Source organism: Streptomyces sp. SID11385 (assembly GCF_010548245.1).
Lineage (GTDB): Bacteria > Actinomycetota > Actinomycetes > Streptomycetales > Streptomycetaceae > Streptomyces.
On the sequence record NZ_JAAGLR010000598.1, the window covers coordinates 1 to 5981 of the forward strand.

General features: G+C 73.6%; 7 protein-coding genes. 2 read left to right on the plus strand and 5 right to left on the minus strand.

Translation table 11 applies throughout. The features are described 5' to 3' along the window. The coding region (locus G3I42_RS18375; protein ID WP_343244585.1) for a DEAD/DEAH box helicase at positions 1-1388 on the minus strand (1388 nt) is incomplete at its 3' end. Between the two features lie 513 nt (positions 1389-1901). Here G3I42_RS18375 and G3I42_RS18380 point away from each other — a divergent pair. Further along, positions 1902-2618: a ferritin-like fold-containing protein gene (locus G3I42_RS18380; RefSeq protein ID WP_164287328.1), complete on the plus strand. Its 717-nt coding sequence runs from the start codon at positions 1902-1904 to the stop codon at positions 2616-2618. A gap of 162 nt (positions 2619-2780) precedes the next feature. Here the strand turns inward: G3I42_RS18380 and G3I42_RS18385 are convergent, their stop codons facing one another. The 4 genes from G3I42_RS18385 to G3I42_RS18400 all read right to left on the minus strand — a co-directional run bounded on the left by G3I42_RS18385 (position 2781) and on the right by G3I42_RS18400 (position 4661). Then, complete coding sequence (locus G3I42_RS18385) at positions 2781-3056, minus strand: hypothetical protein (protein WP_164287330.1); 276 nt, start codon at positions 3054-3056, stop codon at positions 2781-2783. A gap of 186 nt (positions 3057-3242) precedes the next feature. Next, complete coding sequence (locus G3I42_RS18390) at positions 3243-3470, minus strand: DUF3107 domain-containing protein (protein ID WP_007822359.1); 228 nt, start codon at positions 3468-3470, stop codon at positions 3243-3245. A gap of 162 nt (positions 3471-3632) precedes the next feature. Further along, complete coding sequence (locus G3I42_RS18395) at positions 3633-4283, minus strand: TetR/AcrR family transcriptional regulator (RefSeq protein ID WP_164287332.1); 651 nt, start codon at positions 4281-4283, stop codon at positions 3633-3635. A 192-nt stretch (positions 4284-4475) separates the two neighbouring features. Next, positions 4476-4661, minus strand: coding sequence for a hypothetical protein (locus tag G3I42_RS18400; RefSeq protein ID WP_164287334.1), 186 nt, complete (start codon positions 4659-4661; stop codon positions 4476-4478). Between the two features lie 149 nt (positions 4662-4810). On the opposite strand from G3I42_RS18400, the gene G3I42_RS18405 reads away from it, so the two are divergent. Then, positions 4811-5767 (plus strand): alpha/beta hydrolase, encoded by a 957-nt coding sequence (locus tag G3I42_RS18405; protein WP_164287336.1) that lies wholly within the window; start codon positions 4811-4813, stop codon positions 5765-5767. Positions 5768-5981 lie beyond the last annotated feature (214 nt).

Below are 5981 nucleotides of genomic sequence, written 5' to 3' on the forward strand. Positions count from 1 at the left end.
GGCTTGCGCGGCGCGTCCTCGCCGCCCTCACCGGCCGCCTCGGCGCCCTGCTCGCCCGCGGTGGCCGCGACCGGCTCGCCGTTACGGGTACGACGGCGGCGACGCGGGGCGCGGGGCTCGCGCTCCTCGGCGGCCTTCTCCTCCGTACGGGGGGCGTCCTTGCGGTCCTCCGTACGGGAGCCGCCGCGAGCACCGGCCGGGGCGGAGCCGCCGCGCTTTCCGCGACCGCCCGTCTCGCCAAGGTCCTCGACCTGCTCGGCGTCCAGGCCCGCGCGGGTGCGCTCGCTGCGCGGCAGGACACCCTTCGTGCCCGCCGGAATCTTCAGTTCCTCGAAGAGGTGCGGCGAGGTCGAGTACGTCTCGACGGGGTCGGGGAAGCCGAGACCGAGCGCCTTGTTGATGAGCTGCCAGCGCGGGATGTCGTCCCAGTCGACGAGCGTGACGGCCGTACCGGAGCGGCCCGCGCGGCCCGTACGGCCGATGCGGTGCAGGTAGGTCTTCTCGTCCTCGGGCGTCTGGTAGTTGATGACGTGCGTGACGCCCTCGACGTCGATGCCGCGCGCGGCGACGTCGGTGCACACGAGCACGTCGACCTTGCCGTTGCGGAAGGCCCGCAGGGCCTGCTCGCGGGCGCCCTGGCCGAGGTCGCCGTGCACCGCGCCGGCGGCGAAACCGCGGCGCTGGAGCTGCTCGGAGATGTCGGCGGCCGTGCGCTTGGTGCGGCAGAAGATCATCACGAGGCCGCGGTTCTCGGCCTGGAGGATGCGCGCGACCATCTCCGGCTTGTCCATCGAGTGCGCGCGGAAGACGTGCTGCTCGGTGTTGGCGACGGTGGCGCCCTCGTCGTCGGGCGAGGTCGCGTTGATGTGCGTGGGCTGCGACATGTAGCGGCGCGCGAGGGAGACGACGGCGCCCGGCATCGTCGCCGAGAAGAGCATCGTCTGCCGCTTCACGGGCAGCATCGCGACGATCTTCTCGACGTCGGGCAGGAAGCCGAGGTCCAGCATCTCGTCGGCCTCGTCGAGCACGAGGGCCCGCACCTTGCTGAGGTCGAGCTTGCGCTGACCGGCGAGGTCGAGGAGACGGCCCGGGGTGCCGACGACGACGTCGACGCCCTTCTTGAGCGCCTCGACCTGCGGCTCGTAGGCGCGGCCCCCGTATATGGCGAGGACGCGGACGTCGCGCACCTTGCCGGCGGTCTGGAGGTCGTTGGTCACCTGCGTGCACAGCTCGCGGGTGGGCACGACGACGAGGGCCTGCGGCGCCTCGCTGAGCTTGTCCGGGGTCGCGCGGCCGGCCTCGACGTCGGCGGCGACGGTCACCCGCTCCAGGAGCGGGAGGCCGAAGCCGAGCGTCTTGCCGGTCCCGGTCTTGGCCTGGCCGATCACGTCGGAGCCGGACAGGGCGACGGGCAGGGTCAGTGACTGGATGGGAAAGGGGGAGACGATGCCGACGGCTTCCAGCGCCTCGGCCGTCTCGGGGAGAATCCCCAGGTCCCGAAAAGTCTGCGTAGTCAGGATGTTGCCTCTTCGTTAAGGCGGTACGAGGGAACATGAGGGGTCTTGACCGTGCCGCGGACCGCCGGCCGCTGTAACGGGGACGGGCCGGGTCGCGTCGCGGGACCTCTGCCCACGCTCACAGCGCTCATACCGCTGAGGGCCCCTCGAAAGCCGTACGCGCTCAGGACGCGGGCGGCCGGGAGGGCTGTCGGGTCGGAGCCGATCGGGCCACCGACCGGGCATCCTCGGTACACCCGCTGAACATATGGGCATATTCGGCGGGCTCCTTTACCACCATACCCCCAAAGCCCGCAGGCGTGTCGGTTCGAGGCCACACGTAGTGGTCATCACACCTGTCGGCCGCCCGGGTGCGCGGCCCCGGGCGCGGGCTATTGTGCGGTCATGGAGACGCCAGACACCGCCGCCGCGACCACCGCCCGTGACTGGGCCGCGAGCTCCGTCGAGCCGCACTACAGGGACGCGGTCGTCGACCTCCTCGGCGCCCTCGCCTACGGCGAGCTGGCCGCCTTCGAGCGCCTCGCCGAGGACGCCAAGCTCGCCCCGAGCCTGAAGGACAAGGCGGAGCTGGCCAAGATGGCCTCCGCCGAGTTCCACCACTTCGAGAAGCTGCGCGACCGGCTCACCGAGATCGACGCCGAGCCCGCCGAGGCGATGCAGCCCTTCGCGACCGCGCTCGACGCCTTCCACCAGCAGACGGCGCCCTCGGACTGGCTGGAGGGCCTGGTGAAGGCGTACGTGGGCGACTCGATCGCGAGCGACTTCTACCGCGAGGTGGCCGTGCGCCTGGACACGGACACGAAGGACCTCGTCCTCACGGTCCTCGCGGACACGGGGCACGCGGACTTCGCGGTGGAGAAGGTGCGCGCCGCGATCGAGGCGGACCCGCGCGTCGGGGGCCGCCTCGCGCTGTGGGCGCGCCGCCTGATGGGCGAGGCCCTCTCGCAGGCCCAGCGGGTCGTGGCGGAGCGCGACGCCCTCTCCACGATGCTCGTCGGCGGCCTCGCGGACGGCTTCGACCTCGCGGAGGTGGGCCGCATGTTCTCGCGGATCACCGAGGCGCACACGAAGCGGATGGCGGCGCTGGGGCTCGCCTCCTGAGGACGGCCGCCTGAACGGCGTCGGCCGCGCGGGGGCGGGCCCGCGCCCGTCCGCCGGGTGACGGTTTCCGGCCATTTTCCGGCGGTACGGGGAGGGCCACGCGGACCCGGTGAAGCGGGACCGGACGCAGGCGCGCGAAGCGACCCGCCCGGCGCGGGCCGCTCAGGCGGTGGCGCGCTCGCGTGGTCGTTCGGGGGCGGTCCCGGGCCGGGGGAGCAGCGAGAGCAGTGCCGCCGTGACGGCTGTCGCGGCGAGGAGGCTCAGCGGCAGGTGGCCCGGGCCCAGGGAGCTGTGCGCCACGAAGGCGCCGAAGAGGCCGCCCACGCCGCCCGTCGCGTACACGAGCGCCTGGTGCGGCAGCCGTCCCGGCAACCGGCGCAGCGCCACGGCGGCGAGCACGAGACCGAGCGCGGCGGCGCCCAGCGCTTCCACGATCATCCGGTCCTCCCGGCATCGACGGGCAATTCGGTCGAAGCCGTCCTACCCCCGGCCACGGAACCGCAATCCCGCCGGTCGACGGGGAACGCCCGTTCGGGACGTCGCCCGTCGGGCAGCGCGCGCACGAAAGAGGCGGCCCCCCGTGGGGGGCCGCCTCCGAGTGCCCGGCGGCCGGGCGGTGTGGGCTCAGGCCACGCCGAAGCCGACCTTGCGGGGAGCGGACTCGCCGATCTCCACGTACGCGAGCTTCGCGGCGGGGACGAGGATCTTGCGGCCCTTGTCGTCCTCCAGGCTCAGCAGCGGGGACGTGCCCCCGAGCGCGTCGGCCACGGCCTTCTCGACCTCGTCGGCGCTCTGCCCGCTCTCCACAACGATCTCGCGCGGCGCGTGCTGCACCCCGATCTTGACCTCCACGGCTATGTCCCTCCGACGGTCACCGATGTGCGCGACACAGCGCGCCGTACGCGCCCCACATTAGCCCGGCGAGGGGACCCCGCTGAGCGGAGCCCGGCACGCCCTGAGCGAACAAGCGCGGGGCGGGGCCGTCCGAGGTCACCGCCGCCGCGCCCGTCCGCCTCAGTCGCCCTGCGCCTGCTCGCTCCCGTACAGCGGGAAGCCCGCGATGCCGCGCCAGGCGAGCGAGGCGAGCAACTGCACCGCGGTGTCGCGCGGCACGCTGCGGTCGCTGTGCAGCCAGGAGCGGGCCACGACCTGCGCGAGGCCGCCGAGCCCGGAGGCGAGCAGCATCGATTCGTCGCGCGAGAGACCCGTGTCCTCCGCGATGACGTCGCAGATCGCCTCCGCGCACTGCGCCGTCACCCGGTCCACGCGCTCGCGCACCGCGGGCTCGTTGGTCAGGTCCGACTCGAAGACGAGCCGGAAGGCGCCGCCGTCGTCCTCGACGTAGCCGAAGTACGCGTCCATCGTCGCCCGCACGCGCTGCTTGTTGTCCGTCGTCGAGGCGAGCGCCGCGCGCACCGCCTGGAGCAGTGCCTCGCAGTGCTGGTCGAGCAGCGCGAGATACAGGTCGAGCTTTCCGGGAAAGTGCTGGTAGAGGACCGGCTTGCTCACCCCGGCGCGCTCGGCGATGTCGTCCATCGCCGCCGCGTGGTAGCCCTGCGCGACGAAGACCTCCTGCGCCGCGCCGAGGAGCTGGTTCCGGCGCGCGCGGCGCGGCAGCCGGGTGCCCCTCGGGCGCGCTGCCTCTGTCTGCTCGATGGCGCTCACGCCGCCTCCCAGGTTCGTTGCCTTCGCGGAACGGTGCCCGCGCCCGCCATCGTACTTTTCGGTAACCGCCCTGTGCGCGCCTTGCGGCAGCTTTTCACCAGGCGGACACGGGCTTCGCGCTGGTCACGGCCGTGTCGGGACGATAGCGACGGGTTTGGCGGTCGTACAGCGGTACGCGGCCCGCCCCCGGCGTCAGCGGTACTCCTCCTCGTCCTCCTCCACGACGAGTTCCTGCTCCGCGCGGTCCGCCTCGTCCACCGCCTCGGTGTCCTTGCGCTCCAGCGGGGGGTGTTCCTCCTCCTCGCCCTCGAAGGTCCCGGGCTCCTCCGGGTCCGCCGGAGGCTCCTCGGCTCGCGGTTCCTGGGGATCGATCGTCATGGCATCCGCCTTTCGGGGCCCGGGTGACACGGAGCGGACGGAGCGGACACGCGGCTCCTCGTCCTGATTGTCAGGGTACGTCCCTCGCGTCCCCCGGTGTGACCGCCCGCACACGCTCTCCGGGCGTGACCCTCTCGTAACATGGCCGCGTGTCCCCGGAACCGTCTTCCCTGCCCGCCGCCGCCGAACCCCGGGTGAGTCCCGTCCCCCTCGCCCGGGACGAGGAGCTGCACACCCGCCATCTGCCGGGCCGCACGCTCGCCGTGCGCTCCGTGCCGCCCTCGCGCGAGGGACTGCCCCCGGCGCTGTACGTGCACGGCCTCGGCGGCTCCTCGCTCAACTGGTCCGCGCTCCTGCGGCTGCTGCGCGAGGACGTCGAGGGCGAGGCGCTCGACCTGCCCGGTTTCGGGGACTCGCCGCCGCCCGACGACGGCAATTACGGGATCTCGGCGCAGGCGCGCTCCGTCGTCGCGCTTCTGGAGGCGCGCGGGCGCGGCCCCGTGCACCTCGTCGGCAATTCGATGGGCGGCGCCGTCGTCACCCGCGTGGCCGCCGCGCGCCCCGACCTCGTACGCACCCTCACGCTCGTCTCGCCCGCCCTGCCGGAGATACGGGTGCAGCGCAGCGCCGTGCCCACCGGGCTGCTCGCCGTCCCCGGCGTCACCGCGCTCTTCAACCGCCTCTCGCGCGACTGGACCGCCGAGGACCGGGTGCGGGGCGTGCTCGGGCTCTGCTACGGCGATCCCCGCCGCGTCGACGAGGCGGGGTTCCGGCAGGCCGTCGCCGAGATGGAGCGGCGCCTGGCGCTGCCGTACTTCTGGGACGCGATGACCCGCTCGGCGCGCGCGATCGTCAACGCGTACACGCTCGGCGGCCAGCACAATCTGTGGCGCCAGGCCGAACGCGTCCTCGCCCCCACGCTCCTCGTCTACGGCGGCCGTGACCAGCTCGTCTCGTACCGCATGGCGCGCAAGGCGGCCAGGTCCTTCCGGGACTCCCGGCTGCTGACCCTGCCCGAGGCGGGCCACGTCGCGATGATGGAATACCCCGAGGCCGTCGCGGAGGCGATCCGCGCGCACGTGACCCGGAGTGCGCAGAGCGGCTGACGACGCCGGGTAGCGTGCTCCCTGCCCGGCGGGGGATGTCCGCGTCGGGGTCGCTTTTTCGCGAATACGGCGACTTGACCCCGTACGGCGGCTACGTTGCCCTGAGCGGCGAGCGCCGGGTGGCGGGGAGGAGCGTGCCTCGCGGACGGGCCGCCGGGCGGGGGCCGGGGCACGGGTGCCGTCCCGGCGTCCGGGCGCGGTGCCGGGCAGCGCG

Excerpts from the sequence above, each read along its gene's own strand:
- G3I42_RS18380 (WP_164287328.1), top strand. The coding sequence starts at position 1,902 with ATGGAGACGCCAGACACCGCCGCCGCGACCACCGCCCGTGACTGGGCC.
- G3I42_RS18385 (WP_164287330.1), bottom strand. The coding sequence starts at position 3,056 with ATGATCGTGGAAGCGCTGGGCGCCGCCGCGCTCGGTCTCGTGCTCGCC.
- G3I42_RS18400 (WP_164287334.1), bottom strand. The coding sequence starts at position 4,661 with ATGACGATCGATCCCCAGGAACCGCGAGCCGAGGAGCCTCCGGCGGAC.